The 268-nt window shown below is 58.6% G+C and carries 1 protein-coding gene; it reads left to right on the plus strand.

Annotation, left to right across the window (positions count from 1 at the left end):
• The coding region (locus OCF96_RS09980; protein WP_261447072.1) for a hypothetical protein at positions 1-268 on the plus strand (268 nt) is incomplete at both ends.

Here is a 268-nt window from a genome sequence, read left to right on the forward strand (position 1 = left end):
CCGCCTCAACCAGTGCAAGCCACTCCGCCAGCACCTCAGCTAGTCAGTCCGCCTCAACAAGTGCGAGCCAATCCGCCAGCACCTCAGCTACTGAATCGGCCTCAACAAGTGCGAGCCAATCAGCCAGCACCTCAGCTAGTCAGTCAGCATCGACAAGTGCCAGACAATCAGCCAGCACAAGTGCAAGTCAGTCGGCGTCAACCAGGGCCAGGCAATCAGCCAGCACAAGTGCAAGTCAGTCAGCGGGTACGAGGGCCAGCCAATCAAA

It is taken from the genome of Streptococcus mitis, from assembly GCF_946190065.1.
Taxonomy (GTDB): Bacteria; Bacillota; Bacilli; order Lactobacillales; family Streptococcaceae; genus Streptococcus; species Streptococcus mitis_DE.